Annotated in this window: 17 protein-coding genes; 14 read left to right on the forward strand and 3 right to left on the reverse strand. The window is 74.4% G+C overall.

Features of this window, described 5'->3' with window-relative positions:
• The first annotated feature begins 16 nt into the window (after positions 1-16).
• Both ACLF5H_RS20555 and ACLF5H_RS20560 read left to right on the forward strand, forming a co-directional pair.
• Positions 17-643 carry a helix-turn-helix domain-containing protein gene (locus tag ACLF5H_RS20555; RefSeq protein WP_421677468.1) on the forward strand — a complete coding sequence of 209 codons (627 nt, stop codon included), beginning with the start codon at positions 17-19 and terminating at the stop codon, positions 641-643.
• Entirely contained in the window at positions 640-762 is a 123-nt protein-coding gene (locus ACLF5H_RS20560) for a DUF6126 family protein (protein ID WP_421677469.1), read from the forward strand. Before ACLF5H_RS20555 ends, ACLF5H_RS20560 begins: the two co-directional genes overlap by 4 nt.
• 42 nt (positions 763-804) lie before the next feature.
• Here ACLF5H_RS20560 and ACLF5H_RS20565 read toward each other — a convergent pair whose 3' ends face one another.
• Positions 805-1,602 carry a tyrosine-protein phosphatase gene (locus tag ACLF5H_RS20565; protein WP_421677470.1) on the reverse strand — a complete coding sequence of 266 codons (798 nt, stop codon included), beginning with the start codon at positions 1,600-1,602 and terminating at the stop codon, positions 805-807.
• Positions 1,603-1,882: 280 nt separating this feature from the next.
• Between ACLF5H_RS20565 and ACLF5H_RS20570 the strand changes: the two genes are divergently transcribed.
• Positions 1,883-2,668: an SGNH/GDSL hydrolase family protein gene (locus ACLF5H_RS20570; RefSeq protein WP_421677614.1), complete on the forward strand. Its 786-nt coding sequence runs from the start codon at positions 1,883-1,885 to the stop codon at positions 2,666-2,668.
• A 215-nt stretch (positions 2,669-2,883) separates the two neighbouring features.
• On the opposite strand, the gene ACLF5H_RS20575 is transcribed toward ACLF5H_RS20570, so the two are convergent.
• The gene (locus ACLF5H_RS20575) at positions 2,884-3,078 is read right to left on the reverse strand and encodes a hypothetical protein (RefSeq protein WP_421677471.1); all 195 of its coding nucleotides are present in this window, start codon (positions 3,076-3,078) and stop codon (positions 2,884-2,886) included.
• Between the two features lie 291 nt (positions 3,079-3,369).
• Between ACLF5H_RS20575 and ACLF5H_RS20580 the strand changes: the two genes are divergently transcribed.
• The 10 genes from ACLF5H_RS20580 to ACLF5H_RS20625 all read left to right on the forward strand — a co-directional run bounded on the left by ACLF5H_RS20580 (position 3,370) and on the right by ACLF5H_RS20625 (position 19,696).
• Positions 3,370-4,494, forward strand: coding sequence for an AfsR/SARP family transcriptional regulator (locus ACLF5H_RS20580; protein ID WP_421677472.1), 1,125 nt, complete (start codon positions 3,370-3,372; stop codon positions 4,492-4,494).
• 23 nt (positions 4,495-4,517) lie between these two features.
• The gene (locus ACLF5H_RS20585; RefSeq protein WP_421677473.1) at positions 4,518-5,387 is read left to right on the forward strand and encodes a hypothetical protein; all 870 of its coding nucleotides are present in this window, start codon (positions 4,518-4,520) and stop codon (positions 5,385-5,387) included.
• Complete coding sequence (locus ACLF5H_RS20590; RefSeq protein ID WP_421677474.1) at positions 5,384-6,859, forward strand: TOMM precursor leader peptide-binding protein; 1,476 nt, start codon at positions 5,384-5,386, stop codon at positions 6,857-6,859. Before ACLF5H_RS20585 ends, ACLF5H_RS20590 begins: the two co-directional genes overlap by 4 nt.
• A complete protein-coding gene (locus ACLF5H_RS20595; RefSeq protein ID WP_421677475.1) occupies positions 6,849-8,780 on the forward strand; it encodes a TOMM precursor leader peptide-binding protein in 1,932 nt (643 codons plus the stop codon). The genes ACLF5H_RS20590 and ACLF5H_RS20595 overlap by 11 nt, the downstream gene beginning before the upstream one ends.
• Before the next feature lie 94 nt (positions 8,781-8,874).
• Positions 8,875-10,575 carry a nitroreductase family protein gene (locus ACLF5H_RS20600; RefSeq protein ID WP_421677476.1) on the forward strand — a complete coding sequence of 567 codons (1,701 nt, stop codon included), beginning with the start codon at positions 8,875-8,877 and terminating at the stop codon, positions 10,573-10,575.
• Positions 10,576-10,799: 224 nt separating this feature from the next.
• The gene (locus tag ACLF5H_RS20605; protein WP_421677615.1) at positions 10,800-13,487 is read left to right on the forward strand and encodes a lantibiotic dehydratase; all 2,688 of its coding nucleotides are present in this window, start codon (positions 10,800-10,802) and stop codon (positions 13,485-13,487) included.
• A 32-nt stretch (positions 13,488-13,519) separates the two neighbouring features.
• On the forward strand, positions 13,520-14,599 hold the full coding sequence (locus tag ACLF5H_RS20610; RefSeq protein ID WP_421677616.1) for a thiopeptide-type bacteriocin biosynthesis protein: 1,080 nt from the start codon (positions 13,520-13,522) through the stop codon (positions 14,597-14,599).
• 1,403 nt (positions 14,600-16,002) lie between these two features.
• Entirely contained in the window at positions 16,003-16,962 is a 960-nt protein-coding gene (locus ACLF5H_RS20615) for an ABC transporter ATP-binding protein (RefSeq protein ID WP_421677617.1), read from the forward strand.
• Entirely contained in the window at positions 16,959-17,711 is a 753-nt protein-coding gene (locus tag ACLF5H_RS20620; protein ID WP_128792697.1) for an ABC transporter permease, read from the forward strand. The genes ACLF5H_RS20615 and ACLF5H_RS20620 overlap by 4 nt, the downstream gene beginning before the upstream one ends.
• Positions 17,708-19,696 (forward strand): TOMM precursor leader peptide-binding protein, encoded by a 1,989-nt coding sequence (locus ACLF5H_RS20625; RefSeq protein WP_421677477.1) that lies wholly within the window; start codon positions 17,708-17,710, stop codon positions 19,694-19,696. The genes ACLF5H_RS20620 and ACLF5H_RS20625 overlap by 4 nt, the downstream gene beginning before the upstream one ends.
• 62 nt (positions 19,697-19,758) lie before the next feature.
• On the opposite strand, the gene ACLF5H_RS20630 is transcribed toward ACLF5H_RS20625, so the two are convergent.
• The gene (locus ACLF5H_RS20630) at positions 19,759-19,932 is read right to left on the reverse strand and encodes a thiazolylpeptide-type bacteriocin (protein ID WP_037657426.1); all 174 of its coding nucleotides are present in this window, start codon (positions 19,930-19,932) and stop codon (positions 19,759-19,761) included.
• Positions 19,933-20,112: 180 nt separating this feature from the next.
• Between ACLF5H_RS20630 and ACLF5H_RS20635 the strand changes: the two genes are divergently transcribed.
• Positions 20,113-21,417 (forward strand): amidohydrolase, encoded by a 1,305-nt coding sequence (locus tag ACLF5H_RS20635; RefSeq protein ID WP_421677478.1) that lies wholly within the window; start codon positions 20,113-20,115, stop codon positions 21,415-21,417.
• The last annotated feature ends 1 nt before the right edge of the window (position 21,418 follow it).

A 21,418-nucleotide genomic window follows, 5' to 3' on the forward strand; every position in this document is an offset into this window, starting at 1 on the left:
GGCGCTGAATAGAGGCATGAACGCCTCAGATGCCGCACCGCCCGCGGCGGGCCAGGGCGACGATCTGCCGGCCGTCGCGCCGCAACTGCGCGCGCTGCGCCGACGGGCCGGTCTCACCCTGGAGGCCGCGGCCCGGGACGCCGGACTCTCACCGGCCCATCTGTCCCGGCTGGAGACCGGGCAGCGACAGCCCTCGCTGCCGATGCTGCTCGCGCTCGCCCGTATCTACGGTACGACGGTCTCCGAACTCCTCGGCGAACGGGTCGCCGACCAGAACGCGATCGTCCGCGCCGCCGACATGGACCCGACCCGGGCCGCCGGGTGGACCTACTTCCAGGCCGGAGCCCCCGGCCGCGGGATGCAGGCCCTGCGGGTGCACGCGCCGTACGGCACCCAGGGCGACATCGTGCGCGTCCACCCCGGCGAGGAGTGGCTCTATGTCCTCAAGGGACGGCTGCGGCTGCGCCTCGGCGACGCCACGCATCTGCTCGCCCCCGGCGACAGCGCCCACTTCGATTCGCTCACCCCGCACCGCCTCGCCGCCGAGGACCCGGACGGCGTGGAGCTGCTGTTCGTCCACACCCTGCTGCAGAGCCCCACGGCCGCACTGTGCCTGGGGCACCTGAACGGAGAGCTGCCATGAGCGACCTGGAGACCAAGTTCCCCCGTGCCCTGTGGATCCGGCTGCTCATCTACATCGCCCTCGGGCACGTCGTGGCCGCGTTCCTCTATCTGCTCTTCGCGATCGGCGGCAAGGGCTGAGCCCGCGCCCGCGCACCAGGCGGGCGCGGACCGGAGGACGGATCAGTCCACCAGCCGCGCCCGCAGCCGCTCCCGGGTCTCGGGAGCCAGCCGCAGACCCTGCTCCAGATAGCGGTCCACGCCGCCCCAGGTCTCGTCGATGCTGTCGAAGGCGGCTGCCAGATACTCCGCGCGCGCGTCGAAGAGCGGGCTGAGCAGCTCCATCACCTCGGGCGTGTACGCGCTCTGCGCACTGCCGCTGCGCCGCACCTTGTAGCGGCGGTGCTTGGCGTTGGACTCCAGATAGTCGGCCACGATCGCGTCCCGCTCCACCCCCACGGCGAGCAGGGTGACGGCTATCGAGATGCCCGCGCGGTCCTTGCCGGCCGCGCAGTGCAGCAGCGCCGGGACGCTGTCCTCGGCGATCGCGTGCAGCACCTGGGAGTGCTCGGCGGTGCGATCGCGCAGCGTTGACCGGTACGAGGCCACCATGCGGGCCGCGCCCTTGCCGTCGTCCAGGATCGCGCGCAGCTGGTCGAGGTCGCCGTCGCGGACCATCGTCCAGAACTCGGCGCCGTCCGCCGGGTCGCTCAGCGGCAGATTCACATTGCGCACGCCGGGCAGCGCGACGTCCGGGCCTTCCAGCTTCTGGTCGGCCGCGTTACGGAAGTCGAAGATGGTGTGCAGGCCCAGGGAGGAGAGGAACACCGCGTCCCGCGCGGTCGCGTGCGCGAGGTGCCCGCTGCGGAACAGCACGCCCTGGCGCAGCCGCCGTCCGTCCACGGTCGGCAGTCCGCCGACGTCACGGAAATTGCGCACACCGGCCAGCTCCGGCTCGGTCGACGGGACCTGCTGCGTCACGGGGGCTCCTCCCGCTCGGTCCCCGCCGTCACGGTCGCGGCGGGCGCTGCGTCGACCATACGGCATGGGTTTCGCGGGGCGATGAGTTGTCCACAGGCATGATCGACGAGGGGCGGCCGGGCGCCAACAGCCCTGCCCGCGACTGTATTCCTGGAACGGGGAATCTCGCGGAGTGGCTCATCTCACCGTTCGTCAACCCCTTCCTACGGTCGCGTAAGTCACACCCCGAGGTGAATCATGGTCCGACGTGGCAGACGATTCGAAGAGTGACAGCAGATCAGTGATCGGGTCGTACGTGGCGGTGGGGGACAGCTTCACCGAGGGCGTCGGCGATCCCGGCCCGGACGGGGCGTTCGTGGGCTGGGCCGACCGGTTCGCGGTACTGCTCGCCGACCGGCGGCCCGAGGGGGACTTCCAGTACACCAATCTCGCCGTGCGCGGGAAGCTGCTGGACCAGATCGTGGCCGACCAGGTCCCGCAGGCGGCCGAACTCGCCCCGGATCTGGTCTCCCTGTGTGCGGGCGGCAACGACATCATCCGTCCCGGCACCGACCCGGACGAGGTGGCCGAGCGGTTCGAGGCGGCCGTGGCCCAGCTCGCCGAGGTGTGCGGCACCGTCATGGTGACCACCGGCTTCGACACCCGGGGCGTCCCCCTGCTCAAGCACCTGCGTGGCAAGATCGCCACGTACAACGGGCATGTGCGGGCCATCGCCGACCGGTACGACTGCCCCGTGCTCGACCTGTGGTCGCTGAGGTCCGTGCAGGACCGCCGGGCCTGGGACAGCGACCGGCTGCACCTCTCGCCCGAGGGGCACACCCGCGTCGCCCTGCGCGCCGGGCAGGCGCTCGGGCTGGAGATCCCGGCCGACCCGGAGCAGCCGTGGCCGCCGCTGCCGCCCCGGGGCACCCTGGACGTCCGCCGCGACGACGTGCACTGGGCCCGCGAGCACCTGGTCCCGTGGATCGGCCGCCGACTGCGCGGCGAGTCCTCCGGTGACCACGTCACCGCGAAGGGCACGCTGTCCCCCGAGGACATCCGGATGCGCATCGCCTCCGTGGCCTGACCGGTCCGGAACCCGCCCGGAACACGTCCGGCACACCTCCGCCCCGCCTCGCACCTCACCGGGTGCGTCGCGGGGCGCGCGCGTCTCGCCGTAAATGTCCGATCGCCGCCCGCGCACCGCCCCGTGACCCGCGGTGGAAATTATGCAACCCACTTTCGGAATGCCGGTTCGAGTTATCTCGTTCCCGCATGGAAATCGGTGACGCCGCGCGCCGACTACTCGCGGTGGCGGTCGCGGCCCTTTGGAAGCTCGCCCGAGGTGGTCTCCTCCAGCAGGGCCGTGTACTTCCGCGAGAGCTCCTCGTACCGCTCGTCCGCCCTGTCCTCGGCGCGTTTACGCCGGGTCATGACGTACAGAGCGAGCGGCCCGGTGATCATCGAGACGACCGGGATCAGCGCCCACCACGGCATGGATCCTCCCCTGGGTGCGTGGTGCCCCGGCATATGACCCGGCCCACCTCGTCGCAGCGTATGCCCTTGCGATCGGATCGCCAACGCCCCATCTCCCGGCGACCTTTGTGCCGCTCACGTGTCACCGGACGTTTTCTTCCGAGCACTGGACGCCACCGCGTCTTCGAATCTAAGTTCCCGTCTCGGCAGTGGATTTGGCGCGTCGGGGATCTTCGGCGTGCCCAACGTCGCGCCGTCGTACCACCGTTGTGCACCCCCACCGCACCCCCACCTCGACGCTGAAAGGCCACGGTGAAGACAGGCACCTCCGCGCCGGACAGCGCTTTCCCCGCACCCGGGACCCGTCAGCCCCGGTTCCTCGTGCTCGGCCTGCTCGCCATCACCGACGGCCACGACACCGTCGTACTCCAGCCCTCCCGCCCCGCCTCGCTCCTCGCGGCCCTGCTGCTCCACCCCGGCGCGGTGGTCGGCTCGGAGCTGCTCCAGCGCGTCGTCTGGGGCAACCGGCCACCCGCGGGCGGCAGATCGGCGCTGCACACCTGTGTGCTGCGGCTGCGCCGGCTCTTCGCCAAGTACGGCATCGCCGACCACGCCATCGAGGCCGTGCCCGGCGGCTACCGGCTGTACGCCGACGCCGGCACCCTCGATCTGCTGCACTTCCGCGAGCTGCTCGCCCGCTCGTACACCGCCGACGACCCGGAGTCCGCGCTGCGGCTCGCCCGCGCCGCGCTCGGGCTGTGGGGCGAACCCCTGCTGACGAACGTGCACTCGGACGAGATCCACCGCGACCTCGTGCCCCGCCTCGCCGAGGAGCGACTCCTCGCGGTGGAGCGGGTGTTCGACGGCGAGCTGCGCCTGGGCCGGCACCGCGAGCTGATCCCCGAGGCCCGCGAGGCGGTGCGCGCCCACCCCGGGCACGAGGGGCTGTCCGCCCTGCTCGTCGAGGCGCTCTACCGCTCCGGGCGGCGCGCCGAGGCGCTCGCCGAGTACCGCAGGATCCACGCCCACCTCACCGAGGAACTCGGGGTGGAGCCGGGACCGGTCCTGCGCGACCTGCAACTCGCCGTACTGCGCGGCGAATTACCCGAGGGGCCGGGCGGGTCGGGCGGCACCGGCGCACCGGCCGCGGCGCTCCTGTCCGGTCGCCGTCCGCTGCCGCTGCCGGTCGGGAGCGGCGGGTCCGGCGAGCCGCCCCCGGGGCTCGGCCGGGGCTCGCCCAGCGCCCCCGGCGCCCTGGTGCTCAGCTCGCTCGTCGACGCCGGGCTGCTCCAGGAGGACCCCTCCGGCCGCTATCGCGTCCACGACCTGCTGCGCCTGTTCGTCCAGGCGGCCGGCGCCAGTCTCCCCGGCGCCCCCGCCGTACCGCACGACCCGACGGACCTGCCTCCCCCGGCCGCCGGCCGACCCTCCCCGTGAGCATTCGAAAGGTCTCCCCGCCCATGCCCCACGCTCCCGCCTCCCCCGAGGAGATCGCGCAGTCGCGGCCCCGTATCCGCCGGGACGTGCTCTACACCCGCACCCCGGACGGAGTGCTCTTCCACAACGCCCACGGCGGGTTCAACGTCCGTACCCGCAACGCGTACCGCTTCGCCACGCTGATCGTGCCGCACTTCGACGGCGAGCGGCGGGTCGAGGAGCTGTGTGCGGGGCTGGGGGACAAGCAGCGCGACATGGTGGTCCAACTCGTGCGCGCGCTCTACGCGCGTGGCTTCGCCCGGGACGCCGGACCCAAGCCCCCGGTCGATGTGCTCGCACCGCAGGTCAGCGAGCGTTTCGCGCATCAGCTCGACTACCTCGACCACTACGCCGACGACGCGAGCGGACGCTTCGCGCGCTTCCGTGACACCCCGGTCGCCGTCCTCGGTGACGACGCCCTGGCCCGCTGGGCCGCGCTCGGCCTGCTGCGCAACGGCAGCGCCGCCGTGGCCGTCACCGAACAGGACGCCCCCTACAGCGAGTTGCGGGCCGAGCGGCACGGGGTGGAGGGCGTCGCGGAGATCGACACCGAGGCCGCCGCCCTCGCCGAGGCGGGCTGCGCCCCCCGGCTCGCCCGCCTCGGGGAGGCCGCCGACGGCACGTACGGCTGGGCCGAACTGGAGGGCTGGGACACCGTCCTGGTGACCCCCGCCGCCGGGCCCCGGCAACTGCTGCGGCTGCTCGCCGAGGGCGTGCCGGCCGGGCGCCGGCTGCTCGGCGCGTGGACCTTCGGCGACCGCGCCGTCATCGGCCCCGAGATGACCGGCCGGCCGGGCGCCGGCGGCTCGGCGCTTGGACTTTCGTCTACCTCGACTGCATCGGCCCCGAGATGACCGCCGGGCGCACCGGCTGCTGGTGCTGCGCCGCGCTGCGGCTCGGCGCGGGCGCCGACGCGGCCGACAGCGCCGACCTGTGGGCGTCCGTCGGACCCGCCGCACCCCTCGGCGCGCCCGCGCCCCTGATCGGCGGACCGCTCGCCGGGATGCTCGGCAATCTGCTCGCCTTCGAGGTGTTCCGCCTGGTCACCGGCGCGCTGCCCGCCGAGACCCGCGGCCGGCTCGTCGTCCAGGACCTCGACTCCCTCGATGTGCTGACGGAGCCGCTGCTGCCGCATCCCCGATGTCCCTACTGCTCCGCCGTCCCCGAGGGTGAGCACGCGGAGGGCGTCGACGCCCTGCGCACCGCCCGCCCCGAGGACGAGTCCGCTGCCGCGCCCGCCGACGGCGCCGCCGACGAGGACGCCGCCCGGGCCGCGCTCGCCGCACTGGAGGAGCGCGACGTCCTGGTCCGCGAGGCGACGGGCGTCATCACCGCGTACGCCGACGACGAGTGGGAGCAGACCCCGCTCAAGATCGGCACCGTACGGCTGGGCCTCGCCCCGGGACGGACCCGCGCGGTGTCCGCCGCCGACGTCCACCATGTCGCGGGGGCCCGCCTCAACGCGCTCTTCCGCGCCGCCGAGGTGTACGTCGAACACGTCGTACCGCCCCAGGTGCTGACCGCCGCCGCGCTGGAGGCCGCCGCGGGCAAGTGGAGCCGCCTCGCCCCCGCCGAACTCGCCGTCTCCAGCGGCCTGGACGTGCCCGCCGACCGGATCGCCCGCTTCAGCGAGGCCGCCTCGCTGCTCGACGGGCGGATCGTGCTGGTGCCCGCGGGCGCCGTGCGCACCTTCGGCGGCTGGAACGACGCGGGCCTGTTCGAACGGACCTCCGCCGGTACCGGCGCCGCGGGCAGCCCCCGGGCCGCGCTCGCCCGCGCCCTGCGCACCGCGCTCGCCCGGGACACGCTGGACGCCGCCGTCCGCCGGACGAACCCGGTACGCACCGTGGACCCCGCGACCCTCACCGGGGACCCGGAACTGCGGTTCCTGCTGCGCTCCGCGGAGAACCTCGGCGTCACGGCCGAAGTCCTGGACCTGGGCTGCCCGTTGCTGCCGGTCGTGCTCGCCCGGTTCACCGACGGGCGCAGCGGCGAGACGCGTTGGGCCACCGGCAGCGGGCTGCGGCACCGGGAGGCCGTCCTGGAGGCGCTGCGCGATCTGCTCGGCGCCGAGCAACTGCGCCGCGCCGGAGGCGAGTCCGACGCCGGTGACCCACTGTGGGCCGACCTGGACGCGGCCACCCTCGTCCCCGGCGGCGTCGTACCCGCCCCCGCCGCGGCGACCACCTGGCCCGCCGTCCTCGACGGGCTCGCCGCGGCCGGACGGGACGCCTTCGCGGTGCGCGTCACCGCCCCCGACCTCGCCGAGGGCACCGTGTTCGCGTCGCGTGTCCTGCTGACCCGCGGGACCCGTCGTGCCCACTGAGACCGTGACCGCGCCGCACCCCGCCCCGACCACGGCCGCCGGGCCGTGGGACCCGGTGTGCGCCGCGCTCACCGCCGCACTCGCCGAGCGCCCGGGCACCCCGCCGGTGGCGGTGACCCCGCTCGGCGTCCGCGACGAACTCACCGTCGAAGCCGATGAGTTCACGCGGGACGCGGTGCCGGTCGGCCTGTACGGACACCACGCTCTGGTCGGTCCGGTACCGGCCGAGGGCGCGCCCGGCTGCCCCCGGTGCCTCGCGCGCCGCTGGCAGGCGGTGCGGGCCGGGTATCTGCGGGACGCGCTGGAACGCGGCGCCGAACCCCGGGCCACCGGCACCCCGCCCTGGCTGGCCGGTTTCCCGGTGGACGCCCTCGCCGCGCTGGTCGCGGCGGTGGCCCGCGGGGACCGGGGCGGCCGGCACCCCTGGGTGTGGCTGCTGGACCTGGAGACCCTGCGGGTCTGCCGGGTCGCGCTGGTGCCCGACGGCGAGTGCCCGTCCTGCGGAACCCGCCCGGAGGACACCGCCGAGGGCGCCTGGATCACCCTGGACCCCGGCGCCAAGCACGACCCGGCCGACTTCCGCGCCCGCCCGCTCGCCGCCTACGACCTGGTGCCGGAGGCGTTCGTCAACCCCGTCACCGGCGCCCTCGGCCCCTCCTTCGCACCCGACCTGGCCTCCGCGTCGACCTCCTCGGTGATCGGCGCCTTCACCACCCGCTCGGGCGACTACCTGCGGGAGTGCTACTGGGGCGGCCACACCGACTCCTACGGCACCAGCGTCCGCGTCGGGGTGCTGGAGGGCCTGGAGCGGTTCGCCGGGATGCGGGCCCGCGCCAAGCGGACCGTGCTCCGCGCGACCCTCGACGACCTCGGGGACCTCGCCGTCGACCCACGCGTCACCGGCCTGTACTCCGACGCCTTCCACGCAGCCGCCCCCGAGGTGCCGCGGTTCGCGCCCGAGGACCCGGTGGACTGGGTGTGGGGCTGGTCGCTGCGCGACGACCGGCCGGTCCTCGTGCCCGAGATCGTCGCCTACTACCACGCGCCCGGCGGGATCCGGCGGCGCTTCGTCCAGGAGAGCTCCAACGGCTGTGCCTCCGGCGGCAGTCTGACCGAGGCCGTCTACCACGGGCTGATGGAGACCGTCGAACGCGACGCCTTCCTGCTGGCCTGGTTCGGCCGGCTCCGGCTGCCCGAGATCGACCCGGCGAGCAGCACCCGGGCCGCGACCCGCGCCATGGTCGACCGGCTGGCGATGTACGGCTACCGCGCCCGGTTCTTCGACACCCGCGTCACCTTCCCGGTACCGGTGGTCACCGCCGTCGCCGAACGCGTCGACGGCGGGCCCGGACTGCTCTGCTTCGGCGCGGGCGCCTCCCTGGACCCCGAGGCCGCGCTCGCCGGGGGACTGTGCGAGATCGCCACCGACTCGGTCAACCTGCGCCGCCGCACCGCCCGCGACGCACCCCGACTGCGGCGCATGGCAGGGGACTTCGGCGAGGTCCAGGTGCTGCACGACCACCCCCTGCTGTACGGGCTGCCCGAGATGGGCCGGTACACCGACTTCCTGCTGAGCGGACGCGACGACGCCGAACGGGTGCCGCTCGCCTCCCTCGCCACCGGGAAGGGCGCCCTGGTGCCCGCCGCCGAGCTGCGCACCGACGTGGAGGCGTGCGTCGACGCCGTCACCGCGCACGGCTTCGACGTCGTCGTGGTCGACCAGACCTCCCCGGAACAGCGGGAGTTGGGCCTGCACACCGTGAAGGTCCTGGTGCCCGGCCTGCTCCCGATCGACTTCGGCACCAGCCGCCAACGCGCCCCGCTGATGCCCCGGATGCGCACCGCGCTGCGCGAAGCGGGCCTGCGGGACGACGACGTGACGCCCGCCGAACTCAATCCGGCGCCGCATCCCTTCCCCTGAGCGACGCCCCGCACCCCGGCCTACCCGGCCCCGACGCCCCGTGCACGGCTCGGGCGGCCGACCTCGACCACAGACAGCAGAAAGGGAAGTGACCATGGGATACGCCCATGAGTACGCGACCGCGGTGATGCGGCGGGGCAGGATCCCCATGGAGCCCGCCGACTTCGTGCCCGACTGGTCCGACCGCCCCCGCAAGGGCAAGTTCTTCCCCGGCGCCCCCGTCCTGCCGCTGCCCGACGGCGGCTGCGCGGACGACGCCACGCTCGGCCGGGGCCTGTTCGGGCCGCGCGGCACCGGCGCGTTCAGCCTGCCGCTGCTCGGCGCGATGCTCCGCGACTCCTACGGACTGACCGGCCGCAGGCTCGCCGTCCAGGCCAACAGCGACCTCGGCTCCCTGCCGTTCCACACCCACGCCAACTGGTCGCGCGGCACCTCCTCCGGCGGCGGCCTCTACCCCATCGGCATCCACTGGATCAGCGGCGCGAGCGGCCCCCTCACCCCCGGCGTCCACTACTACGACACCCCGCGCAACGCCTTCGTCAGGACCCTGTCCGGCGATGTCACCGGCGAGGTGCGGGCCGCCCTCGGCGAACGCGAAGAGGCCGCGGGGACCGACCAGTTCCTGGTGCTGGGCGTGACGTTCTGGCAGAACGCCTTCAAGTACAACAGCTTCTCCTACCACGTCGTCACGATGGACATCGGCGCCCTCCTCCAGACCTGGCGCATGTGGGCCCGCGCGCACGGGCTGCACATCGGCGCCGCGCTGTGGTTCGACGAGCCCCGCCTCGGCCGGGTGCTCGGGCTCGACCCCGAGGACGACGGGGTGTTCGCGGTGGTGCCGCTGCGGTGGGAGAAGGCGGACGAGGGCGACGCGGGGGAGGCGGACGAGGGCGACGCCGGGGAGAGGGACGCGCGGGAGAGGGATGCGGGGGAGAAGGACGCGCGGGAGAAGGACGCGGGGTGGGAGGACGCGGGGTGGGAGGCCGCCCCGGCCACCCCCGGCGCCCGTGTCCGCCGGGTCCCCGACGAGCGGTCCCGGCGCGTCCTGACCTTCCCGACCGTGCACGCGATCCACGCGGCCACCCTGGAAGGCGCCGCCGACCGTCCCGCGCCCGGGGCGCTGGACTCCGCGCTGGTCACCCCGCCCGGCCCCGGTGAGCGCGTCGCACTGCCCGCGCCGCTCGCGCTGGACGCGACCGTACGCCGCGCGCTGCGCGAACGCCGCAGCAGCTTCGGCCGGTTCACCGCTGCCGCCCCGCTCGATCCGGCCCGGCTGTCCGCCGCGCTCGCCGCGGCCGTCGCCGCCGGCACCCTGGACACCGACGCGGAGACACCCGGCGCCGCCCCCCTCACCCGGCACTACGTCTTCGTCAACCATGTCCAGGGCATCGCGCCCGGCGTCTACGAACACGACCGTCAGACGAACGAGTTGGTCCTGATGAAGCCCGGCGACTTCGGCGGCTTCCTCCAGGAGAACTACTTCCTCGCCAACTACAACCTGGAGCAGGCCGCCGCCGTCCTGGTGCCCGCGGCCCGCACCCACGCCGTCCTCGACACGGTCGGCGACCGGGGCCTGCGGCTGGTCAACGCCGTCATCGGCGCCACCGCACAGGCCGTGTACACCGCCTCCTCGGCCGCGGGCACGGGCTGCGGTGTCGCGCTCGGCTTCGACTGCGTCTCCTTCGCGGAGGAACTCGGCCTCGCCGAGCGGGGCGAGATCCCGCTGCTCGTGATGATGATCGGCAACGAGGCCCCCCGCCCGGCCGGTTACCGCTTCGACATCGTGGCCCCATGACCCGAGGACCCCGCCCCGCCCCCGGGGCGGCCGCACACCCCACAGGAAAGGGGGAGGGCGTGAGCCCGACCGCCACCACCCCGGCCGAGGACGTCCCCGCGCAGGACGGCCCGGGGCCCGACCCCTCGGTCTCACCTTCCGGCACCCCGGCCGCGACCGCGTCGGCCGCGTCGCACGGGAACATCCCCGCCGGACCCGTGACCCCGGCCCTGCACCACCGCTTCATGCTGCGCGTCAGTGGCCTCCCCGTGGACACCGCCCTCGCCCTGCGCGCCCCCGAGGCCGCCGACTGGGCCGCCCGGACCGCCGCCGAGCAGGACCGGCTCGCCGCGCTCGGCGCCCGGCTCAGCGATCCGCTCTCCGCCGCGGTCGGCTCCGCCGACGACGCGGTGCTGCGCCGCCGGTTGCTCGCCCTGCGCCGCCAGGTGTTCAACAACCGTCTGCCCGGGGACCTTTCGGCCGCCCGCCAGCTCGCCGGGAGCCTCGGTGGGGACGCCGGTGCCGATCTCGCCGAGTGGCTGGAGGCCCGGGTCCGCTGGGAGGAACTGCGGGCCGAGGGCGATTCGGTGCTCGCCGCCGGGTTCGGCCGCACCCGCGCCGCGCTGCGCGAGCTGGCCCTGGACGACCGGCTGCGCCGGGGCCTGCTGCTGGCCTCGCCCACGCTGGAGGAACGCCTCGACGCGTTCGCCGCCGACCCGGCGCCGGTACCGGGCAAGCGCGCCCGCAAGATGGAGCGCTCCCTGCTGTCGTACGTCTACCGCACCGCCTGCAAGACCAGCCCGTTCAGCACGCTCACGGGCGTCGCCGTCGGCCGGTTCGGGGACGAGGGGGACGGTACGGCGCTCACGCGGGTCGGCGACGACTGGACCGGCCACCCCCGGCTGAACGTGGTCGCGCTCGCCCGCCTCGCCGAACTCGTCGCCGCCGACCCCGCGCGCCGCGCCGACCTCCCGGTCGCCCTGGCCTCCGGCTGGAAGCTGGACGAGGGCCGTGTGCGCTATGTCCAGCGGGCCGTCACGGCGGGCGACGACAGCGCCGCCGTCAGCTTCGACGCCGCCCAGGACCGGTTGTTCTTCCTGCGCCGCCAGGGCACCCTCGACGGCATGCTGGCCCTGCTGCGCGACCACGAAGGGCCGCTCAGACACGGGGAGTTGGCGCACTGGCTGGCCACCACCACCGGCGCCGGGGCGGAGGAGGCCGAGCGCTATCTCGCCGCGCTGCGCGACCTCGGCATGCTCCAGCTCCCGAGCCTCGCCACGGGTGTGCACAGCGGCGACCCGGTGCGCGCCTTCCAGCGCTCGCTGCGCGCCCTGGACCGGCCGTGGGCCGAGGCGCTCGCCGCCCGCCTGGACGGCCCCGCCGGCATCCTGGCCCGCTTCCCGGCGGCGGACGTCCCCACCCGCCGCACCCTGCTCGGCGCGCTCCGCACGGAACTCCTGTCACTTCAGAGCGAATTGGGGGCCGAACGCCCGTCCCTCCCGGGGACCCTCCTCTACGAGGACGTCTCGGCCGGGACCACCACCGCCGACCTCGCCGAGTGGACGCGGCTCGCCGAGGGCCCGCTGCGCTCGCTCGGGCGGCTGCTGCCCGCCTTCGACGTGGCGCTGCCCCAACGCCTCACCCTCAAGGGCTTCTTCCTCGCCCGCTTCGGCCGCGGCGGACGCTGCGGTGATCTGCTGCGCCTGGTGCACGACTTCCATGAGGACATCTTCCGGCAGTACCTCCAGTTCACCTCCGCCAAGGACGACTTCCTGCCGGACGGCGGCCACGCCCCGGAGGAGAACTGGCTCGGCCTGCCCGAGATCACGGCGCTGGACGCGGCCCGCGCCACCTTCACCGCCCGCATGCGTGAACGCTGGGCCGAACTGCCTCCGGACGCCGAGGAGTTCGTCCTGGACGACGCCTTGACCGCCGAGGTCGCCGAGGCCCTCGGCGGTGCCGCCCCGGCGTTCCAGCCGCACAGCCACTTCCTCCAGCTGGCCCGCCGCGACGGCGACCCCCTGGTCGTCCTCAACGACTCCTTCGGCGGCCTCTGCTTCCCCTTCACCCGCTTCACCCACTGCTTCGACGGCCCAGGCGACCCCGGACTGACCGCCGCCCTCCGCGCCGAACTGCCCGAACTGCTGCCGCCCGGCGCCGTGTTCGCCGAGATCACCGCGGGCTCCGCGACCACCAACCTGAATCTGCACGGCCGGCTGACCGAGCACGAGATCGTCTGCCCCGGCGAGACCAGCACGGCGCCCGAGGAGGCCCGCCTCCACCTGGACGACCTGTACGCCGTGCACGACGAGACCACCGACCGGCTGCTGCTGCGCTCACGGCGGCTGGGCCGCGAGGTCGTCCCGCTCTACCTCGGCTACCTGGTGCCCATGGTACTGCCCGAGATCCCGCGCACCCTGCTGCTGTTCTCCCCGACCGCCCGCCCCAAGCCGGACGTCTGGCGCGGCGTGCCCGCGGGACCCGAGCGCGAGGGAGTCACCCGGCGCCCCCGCGTCCGCCACCACCGCCTCGTCCTCCAGCGCCGCTCCTGGACCGTCGCCCACGGACGCCTCCCGCTGCGCGCCCCGGGCGTCCCCGACGCCGACTGGTACCTCGGCTGGCACCGCTGGCGCGTCGAACACGGCCTGCCCGAGCGGGTGTTCGCCACCGTCCACGAGGAGCGCGAGGGCGAGGGGGCCGGGGGCTGGTTCGGCAACGCCAAGCCCCAGTACGTCGACTTCGCGAGCCCGCTCTCCCTCACCGGACTCGAAGGTCTCCTCGCCGGAAAGCGCGCCCGGACCGTGTTCGAGGAGATGCTGCCCGGAGAGGACGAGCTGCACGTCACCTCGCCCCGCGGCCGCCATGTCGCCGAACTCGCCGTAGAGATGCTGCCCGCCCCGGCCGGCCCGCACCGGAAGGACGAAGCCCGATGACCGCACCCACCCCCGCCGTGGAAACCCCCGCCATGGGAACCCCCGCCGTGGACACCGCCGCCGAGGCCACCACCACCGAGGACGCGCCCGGCACCTGGCTCGCGGTGCACGTCTTCTACGCGGCCAGCCCCCGCCCGCTGCTCCTCCAGTGCGTCAAGCCCCTGGTGGACCGGCTCACCGAAGAGGGCCTGATCACCGGCTGGTTCTTCATCAACTACTGGCTGGAGGGCCCGCATCTGCGGCTGCGCCTGAAACCGGCCCGCGCCGCCGACACCGACACCGTCCGGGAGCGCACCCACACCGCCCTCGACGCGTTCCTGCGCGAACGCCCCGCCCTCTACGAGGTCAAGGCGGGCTTCTTCGCCGAGCTGTACGAGACCCTGTTCACCCTGGAGTACAGCGAGGAGGAGCGCGCCCGGTTCCTCGGCCCCGACGGGCGGATGCTGCTGCGCCCCAACAACAGCTTCGAGGACCGCGACTACGAGCCCGAGTACGGCAAGTACGGCGGTCCCGCCGGCATCGCGCTCGCCGAATGGCACTTCCAGCGCTCCAGCGACCTCGTCATCGAGGCCACCCGCACCATGAACCTCCATCTGCGCACCGTGCTCCTCGGCCTGTCCGCGCAGCTGATGATGGTCGTCTCCGGCACCTTCCTCGCCGACGACGAGGCCCTGCTCGCCTTCCTGGACCGCTACCACGGCTTCTGGAACAACGCGTTCAGCACTACCAACTACACCACCGACAAGGGCTACGAGCGGGCGTACGCCGCCATGGGCGACCGGCTGCCCGAACGCTTCCGGCACATCCGCGAGGCGGTCGCCCGCGGCGAACTGGAACGGCTCCCGGCCTTCCTGCGCGGCTGGGCCGAACACTGCGCCGAACTCCGCGACCGCGCGGCCCGGTCGGCGCACCGGGGCGACCTGGTCTTCCGCTCCTTCGACGGCACCCGCGACATCCACGCCACCGACCCGGCGCACGCCCTGCCGATGCTCCTGTCGCCCTATATGCACATGACCAACAACCGGCTGGGTATCACCGTCCGGGACGAGGCGTTCCTCTCCTACGTCCTCGCCCGCGCCCTGCGCGACGGCGCCCCGGAGGACACCAGATGACCACGGACGCCTTCCTGGCCGCCCGGCCGCGGGTGCGCCCCGACCTCGTCCTCGGGCCCAGCCTGCTGCGCGGCCCGACCCGCATCCATCTGCTGAAGGACCCGCGCACCGGACGGCGCCTGGAGGTCGGCGCCAAGGAGCACTTCATCATCACCCGCCTGGACGGCACCCGGTCCCTGGAGGAGATCGGGCAGGCGTACTCGGGCACGTTCGGCACCCGGCTCGGCGAGGCCCAGTGGGGGCAGATGCTGCGGCTGCTGGGCACCCGGGGCCTGCTCGACGGCGGCCCCGCGCCCGTCGCGCCCGCGCCGGTCCCCACCCCCGCCGAGGGGCCGAGCGGCTTTCTGTCCGGACACACCAGGATGGTGGCCGACGCGCCCGCCCTCATGGACCGGCTGCACCGGCTGACCGCGCTGGACCGAAGGCCCGCCCTGCTGGGCGTGCTCACCGCGCTGGCCCTCGGGGTGCTCGCCGCCGTCGCCGTCAGCGCGGGCACCCTGTGGCGGCAGACGGTGCACACCGCCGAGCAGCCCGTACTGCTGTTCGCTGTCGGCTGCGTCCTGTGGTGCAGCCTCGCCCTGCACGAGCTGGCCCACGGCCTGTTCGCGCGCACCTGGGGCGGCCGCGTCAGCGAGATCGGGCTGCGCTGGATCCTCGGCGCCACCTACCTCTACTGCCAGGTGGACGACGTCCAGTTCCTCGGCAGCCGGGCCCGCAAGGTCGCCACCGCCTGCGCCGGTGTCCTCGCCAACCTCCTCTTCCTGGTGCCGTTCTACGTCATCTGGCTGGTGCTCCCGGCCGCCGCCCAGGCCCGGCCCGCCCTCGGCGCGCTGCTGCTGCTCGGCGTCGTCACCGGCCTCGCCAACCTGCTGCCGCTGGCACCGCTCGACGGCTACCGGGCCCTCGGCCACGCCCTCGGCGTCTCCGGACTCGCCGAGGGCAGCCGCGCCTTCACCGCCCTCGCGGCCCGCGCCCTGCTGCGCCGCGGCCCCGGCCTGCGCGCCTACCCGCCCCGGCTGCGCCTGCTGTACGGCGGCTTCGCCCTGCTCACCGCCGCGCAGACGGCCGCGCTGCTCGCCCTCGCCGGGCTGGTCCTGCGCAAGCTGCTGCCGGACAACATGGCGCTCCTCGCCTGGTGGCTGCCGACCGCCCTGCTCGCCGCCGCCCTGCTGCTGTGGGGACTCGGCAACCTGGGCCGGCGCCTGCGCGGACGCCGTACGGAAGGCAGTACCGAGAGCCGCGCGGAAGGCCGTACGGAGAGCCGTACCGAAGGCCGCGCCCAGGGCCCTGCCGAAAGCCGGACGGCGGGCCCCGCGCTCTCCGCCGCCCCCACCTCACCGTCCGCGGACCCCGGCCAAGTCACCGGAGTACGCACCCCGTTGGACCCCGCAAGGAAAGGCGAGATGAACGAACCCCACGCACAGACCGGGACCGCACCCGGCCCCGCCAGCGTCACCGAGCCGGTCGTCGTCCTCGACGGCGTGATCAAGCGGTACGGGGAGGTCACCGCGCTCGACGGCGTCTCCCTCACCGTGCGGCGCGGTGAGTTCTTCGGCATCCTCGGCCCCAACGGCGCGGGCAAGACCACCCTGGTGGAGATAGTCGAGGGCATGCGCGAGGCGGACGGCGGCACCGTCAGCCTGCTCGGCCAGAGCCCCTGGCCCCGGGACACCGCGCTGCTCGCCCGGATCGGCGTCCAGACCCAGGCGTCCGCGTTCTTCGCGCGGCTCACCGCGGGCGAGCACCTGCGCACCGTCGCCGCGCTCTACGGGATGGACCCGGACGCGGTGCGTATCGCGCTCGAACGGGTCGGGCTCACCGAGAAGGAGCACGCGCGCGTCGACCATCTCTCCGGCGGACAGCGCCAGCGCCTCGCCATCGCCACCGCGCTGCTGCACGAACCGGAACTGATCTTCCTGGACGAGCCCACCGCCGCCCTCGACCCCGAGGCACGACGCGAACTGTGGGCGCTGCTGCGCTCGTTGCGCTCCGAGGGCCGCACCATCGTGTGCACCACCCACCACCTGGACGAGGCCGAGGCGCTGTGCGACCGGGTGGCGATCGTGGCCGACGGCCGGATCATCGCCCTCGACACCCCCCGGGGCCTGATCCGCGCCCTCGCCGCGCCCGCCCGACTGCTGCTGCCCGCGACCGAGTTGACGGCCGAGGCTGCGCTCGCGCTGCCCGGCGTGGACCGGGCCACCGTGGAGGGCGACGAACTCGTCCTGGAGACCTCGGCCGTCAACCACGTCCTCACCGCCCTCGGCGACCTCGTCGACATCGAGTCGGTCACCGTGCGCACCGCCACCCTCGAAGACGCCTACCTCAGCCTCACCGGCCATGGAACGGAGCACCGCAGTTGACCGCCTACGCCGCACTGACCAGGGCCGGTTACGTCGCGAGCGTGCGCGACCGTACGACCCTCTTCTTCACCTTCCTCTTCCCGCTCGCCTTCCTGGTCCTCTTCGGCCTCATCTTCCAGGGCCAGCACGTCAACGGTGGGATGGCCTCCATCAACTACACCGCCCCCGGCGTCCTTTCGTGGGGCGTCGGCAACGCGTGCGTGTTCTCCGTCGGCTTCGCCCTGATGCAGTGGCGCCGTGACGACCTGCTGCGCCTCATCTGGCGCACCCCGACCCCGCTGCGCTCGCTGATCGCCTCCCGCTGGACCCTCGCCCTCGGTGTCGCCGCCGCGCAGACGGTCCTGTTCACCGCCGTGGCCCTGCTGCCGTTCTTCGGGCTCGAGCTGAACGGCCCCTGGTGGACGGGCATTCCGCTGCTGGTGCTCGGTGTCACCGCGTTCCTCGCCATGGGACTGGTCGTCGGCAGCCTCGCGAACACCCCGGAGTCGGTCGCGGCCATCGCCAACCTGGTGATGGTGCCGATGGCCTTCCTGTCCGGCTCGTTCTTCCCCGACGACCTGATGCCGGGCTGGCTGCGCACGGTCGCCAAGGTGCTGCCGCTGCACTACCTCAACGACGGCCTCACCGACGCCATGGGCGGCCGCGGCGACCTCGGGGACATCGGCCTGGACTGCGTCGGACTCGTCGTCTTCGCCCTGATCTTCGGGCTGATCGCCACCCGGATCTTCCGCTGGAGCAACCGGACATGACCACCGTCACCGCCCCCGCCCCGGCGGCGGCACCCCTGGAGGCCGCCCGCGCGGCCCTCCAGGACCGTCTGGCGGCCCGCGCCGCCGCGGCGGGAGCGCCCCGCGCCGCCGCGGCGGGAGCGCCCGCCCCCGCCGTCTCCCGCATCGGCGACACCAACATCCTCGGCGAGCGCCCCGGCCCGGCCGCGCCGGTGCCCCCGCACACGACCGAGGTCCATCTCACCGCCCAGGCCGTGCTGTTCGGCCCCTGGGGCGGCACCGGACGGACCGGCCGGGCCTGCGGCACCTGCCTCGCGATGCGCCGCCAGCGGCTGCGCACCCGCACCGAACGGGACGCGCTGGAGACCGGCACCGAGACCACGGTCGCCGGTCACTGGCCCGCCCTGCCCGACCATCTGGTGGACGCCGTCTGGTCCCTGCACCGCCTCATCGCCACCGGCGGCGCCCGGCACGAACCACCTGGCCCCGACGCCGAGTTGCCCCGGGTCACCGAACTCGACCTGGAGACCCTCCAGGTGCGCACCTTCCCGCTGCTGCCCGACCCGATGTGCCCGAACTGCCGCCCCGTGACCGGCGAAGCCGTGGCCGAGGCGGCGGCCCGGCGCACCGCGGGACCCATGACCTCCCGGCCCAAGTCCGGCCCCGACGACTACCGTTCGGGCCGCCCCGGCGACTTCCCGGTGCCGGTCAAGGGGCTCGCGAACCCGGTCTGCGGGGTGCTGGGCGGCGGCACCTGGATCGATGTGACCTCGCCCACCACCGCGCCGGTCGCGGGCAGCGTCTTCATGCGGGGCTACGCCGGACTCACCGACGTCACCTGGAGCGGCCAGGCCAACTCCTTCGCCCGCAGCCGGGAGCTGGCCTTCCTGGAGGGGCTGGAACGCTACGCGGGCACCCACCGCAGGCACCGCGCCCCCGTCGTCACCGCCTGCTACGACGACCTCGGCGAACGCGCCCTGGACCCCCGTGCCTGCGGGCTGTACCCGCCGCGCACCTACGCCGAGGACCCGATGGTCCAGCCCTTCGACCCGGCCCGGCCGATCCCCTGGGTCACCGGCTGGTCGCTGCGCGACGAGCGGCCCGTCCTGGTGCCCGCCCGGCTCGTCTACTACAGCGCGGGCACCCGCGAGGACAACTTCGTCTTCGAGTGCTCCAACGGCTGTGCCACCGGCGCCAGTCTGGAGGAGGCGGTCTTCTTCGGACTGCTCGAACTCCTGGAGCGGGACGCCTTCCTGCTCGGCTGGTACGGAAATCTGCCGCTGCCGGAGATCGACCTGGGCTCGGTCGGCGGCGCACGGGTGCGGGCGATGGCGGCCCGCGCCGAACTCCAGGGCTACGACGTCCATGTCTTCGACAACCGGGTGGACCTCCCGGTACCGGTCGTCACCGGCCTCGCCGTCCGCCGCGACGACGGACCCGGCACCCTGGCGTTCGCCGCCGGCGCCTCCTTCGACCCGGAGACGGCCGTGGAATCGGCGCTCTCCGAGATCCTCACCTACATCCCGCACCTGCCCCGCCAGGTCGCCGAACGCCCCGCCGAACTCGCCGCGATGGCCGAGGACTTCGACAAGGTCGTCCGACTGCCCGACCATGCCGCCCTGTTCGGGCTGCCCGCCATGCGCCAGCACGCCCGCAGCTATCTGGCGCCGCCCCGAGTGGCCCCGCTCGCCGAGCTGTTCGCCGACTGGGAGGAACGCCGGCCCCGCACCACCGATCTGCTGGACGACGTCACGCTGCTGCGCGATCTGCTGGCCGACGCGGACTGCGATGTCATCGCCGTCGACCAGACCACCCCGGAGCAGCGCCGGATGGGGCTGCGCACGGTCGCCACGCTCGCCCCCGGGCTGCTGCCGATCGACTTCGGCTGGCCGCGCCAGCGGGCGCCGCACCTGCCGAGGCTGCGGACCGCGCCGTACCGCGCGGGGCTGGTGCCCGCCCCGCTGCGCGAGGAGGACCTGCGGCTGGTGCCGCACCCCTTCCCCTGACGGGGCCCCGGAACGCGAAAGGTCCCCGGCAGGGCCGGGGACCTCTCCACCGACGTCGGACGTCAGGCGGTGCAGGAGGTGGTGCTGGTGGTGCTGGAGCAGGTGCTCGTGGAGGAGCAGCTCGTGGACGAACCGAGCATGACCTCGCTGGCGTCCGAGTAGTCGGTGATCTCGAAGGTCTCCGACTCGAGGTCCAGGATCTCCTGGGCGAGGGAGGCGAGGGCGTTGTCAGACATGACGACTCCTTCCATTGCGGGGACGGTGCGGTACGGCCGGTCGGGCGGTTCGGACCGCACCGTCCCGCCTTCGCGGGAGCGTCACGGCCTTCCGGCACTCCACAGTTCTACGCGCGTCCGCGCGCACCCCCCTTGCCGTTCGCTGTCACCTCGCTGACACCCGCCCGAGGAGCCACAGACATGAGCACCAAACCCACCCGGACCACCCAGGAACTCCCGGCCCTGGAAGAGCTGTTGGCGCCGACCGCCGAGTTCTACCTGGACCTGCACCGCCATCCCGAGCTCTCCGGCGCCGAGGCGCGCACCGCCGCCCGGTTCGCGGACCGGCTGGACGCCGACGGCTACCGGGTGCTGCGCGGCGTCGGCGGCCATGGCGTCGTGGCGGAACTGCGCAACGGCGAGGGCCCCGCCGTCCTGCTGCGCGCCGAACTCGACGCGCTGCCGGTCGCCGAGGCCACCGGCGCGCCCTACGCCAGCACCGTCACCACCACCGGGCCCGACGGCCGCCCGGTCCCGGTGATGCACGCCTGCGGCCATGACGCCCATCTCGCCTGTGTGGCGGCCGCCGGACGCTGGCTCGCGGCCCGGCGGGACCGGTGGCGGGGCACGCTGCTGCTGCTCGGCCAGCCCGCCGAGGAGACCCTCGGCGGCGCGCGAGCCATGCTGGAGGACGGCCTGTACGACCGTGTCACCCCGCCCGACGAGGTGCTCGCCCAGCACACCGCGCCGTTCCCGGCGGGGATGGTGGCGCACGCCGAGGGCCCGGTGCTGGCCGGCAGCCGCACCCTGTCCGTGGCCTTCGAGGGCGAGGGGGGTCACGCGGCCACCGCGCACCTCGCCGCGGACCCGTTGCGGGCTGCGGCCGGGCTGGTCACACGGCTGCCCGAGGTCGCGGCGGGCGCGCGCGGGCGTCCCACCGTCACCGCCACCGCGCTGCGGGCCGGGGACGCCGGGCACCCGGGCAACGTGCTTCCCGACCGCGCCGACCTGCTGATCTCCCTGCGCGGTTTCTCCGAGCCCGCACTCGACAGCGCCGCCGCGGATGTCTCGCGCCTGGCCCACGCAGAGGCCGCGTCGGCCGCGCTGCCGCCCCGGGTCACCGTCACCACCGTCTCCCGCTCCGGCGTCACCGTGACCGACCCGGAGTGCGCCGACGGCGTCCGCACCGCCCACCGGGCCGCGTTCGGCCCCGCCCGCGTCACGTCCTGGCCCCCGGGCCTGGCCACCGAGGACTTCCCGCTGCTGACGGGCGCGGGCGCCCCTCTGCACGGCCGCGGCGGCATCCGGGGCTGCTACTGGATGCTCGGCTCCACCGGCCCCGCCCAATGGGCCGCGGCCCCCGGCCCCGACCCCGCGGCCAAGCTCCGCGCACTGCCGGCGAACCACTCACCGCGCTATCTGCCCAGCGTGCGGCTGACGTTGCAGACGGGGATCACGGCGATGGTGACGGCGGCGCTGGCGCGGTTGGGGGCGAGGGAGGGGTGAC

This window comes from Streptomyces sp. LaBMicrA B280, from assembly GCF_049222185.1.
GTDB lineage: Bacteria > Actinomycetota > Actinomycetes > Streptomycetales > Streptomycetaceae > Streptomyces > Streptomyces murinus.

Bases quoted from the DNA above. Each gene is read 5' to 3' on its own strand.
- ACLF5H_RS20555 (WP_421677468.1), top strand. From the start codon at position 17: ATGAACGCCTCAGATGCCGCACCGCCCGCGGCGGGCCAGGGCGACGAT.
- ACLF5H_RS20560 (WP_421677469.1), top strand. From the start codon at position 640: ATGAGCGACCTGGAGACCAAGTTCCCCCGTGCCCTGTGGATCCGGCTG.
- ACLF5H_RS20575 (WP_421677471.1), bottom strand. From the start codon at position 3,078: ATGCCGTGGTGGGCGCTGATCCCGGTCGTCTCGATGATCACCGGGCCG.
- ACLF5H_RS20585 (WP_421677473.1), top strand. From the start codon at position 4,518: ATGCCCCACGCTCCCGCCTCCCCCGAGGAGATCGCGCAGTCGCGGCCC.
- ACLF5H_RS20590 (WP_421677474.1), top strand. From the start codon at position 5,384: ATGACCGCCGGGCGCACCGGCTGCTGGTGCTGCGCCGCGCTGCGGCTC.
- ACLF5H_RS20600 (WP_421677476.1), top strand. From the start codon at position 8,875: ATGGGATACGCCCATGAGTACGCGACCGCGGTGATGCGGCGGGGCAGG.
- ACLF5H_RS20605 (WP_421677615.1), top strand. From the start codon at position 10,800: ATGCTGCGCGTCAGTGGCCTCCCCGTGGACACCGCCCTCGCCCTGCGC.
- ACLF5H_RS20610 (WP_421677616.1), top strand. From the start codon at position 13,520: ATGGGAACCCCCGCCGTGGACACCGCCGCCGAGGCCACCACCACCGAG.
- ACLF5H_RS20615 (WP_421677617.1), top strand. From the start codon at position 16,003: ATGAACGAACCCCACGCACAGACCGGGACCGCACCCGGCCCCGCCAGC.
- ACLF5H_RS20625 (WP_421677477.1), top strand. From the start codon at position 17,708: ATGACCACCGTCACCGCCCCCGCCCCGGCGGCGGCACCCCTGGAGGCC.
- ACLF5H_RS20630 (WP_037657426.1), bottom strand. From the start codon at position 19,932: ATGTCTGACAACGCCCTCGCCTCCCTCGCCCAGGAGATCCTGGACCTC.
- ACLF5H_RS20635 (WP_421677478.1), top strand. From the start codon at position 20,113: ATGAGCACCAAACCCACCCGGACCACCCAGGAACTCCCGGCCCTGGAA.